Annotated in this window: 1 protein-coding gene; it reads right to left on the reverse strand. The window is 37.1% G+C overall.

Annotated elements, in window-relative coordinates:
- Positions 1-275, reverse strand: a 275-nt coding sequence (locus ACQ3F0_RS26865) for an FAD-binding protein (RefSeq protein WP_428868879.1), incomplete at both ends; no start/stop codon positions are given.

Below are 275 nucleotides of genomic sequence, written 5' to 3' on the forward strand. Positions count from 1 at the left end.
TGTTGTTCCTGTTTGTCCTATTTGATGTGACTGATCTATCCATCCACTATCTGTTGCTGCTCTTGAAGCACCTACAACTCCACCTAAAACTTCTGCTAATTCTTCAACAAGCTTGAATCCTTCTGGACCACCTACTCCACGTCCACCAGATACAATTATTTCTGCATCTGTCAATGATACAGCTTTCTTTTCACTTTTAATTACTTCTAATACTTTTGCGATTATATCTTCTTCTTTTAACTCAGGAACTATCTTAACTACTTCTGCTGCTTTAT

The sequence above is a fragment of the Clostridium sediminicola genome (assembly GCF_050402865.1).
Taxonomy (GTDB): domain Bacteria; phylum Bacillota; class Clostridia; order Clostridiales; family Clostridiaceae; genus Clostridium_AF; species Clostridium_AF sediminicola.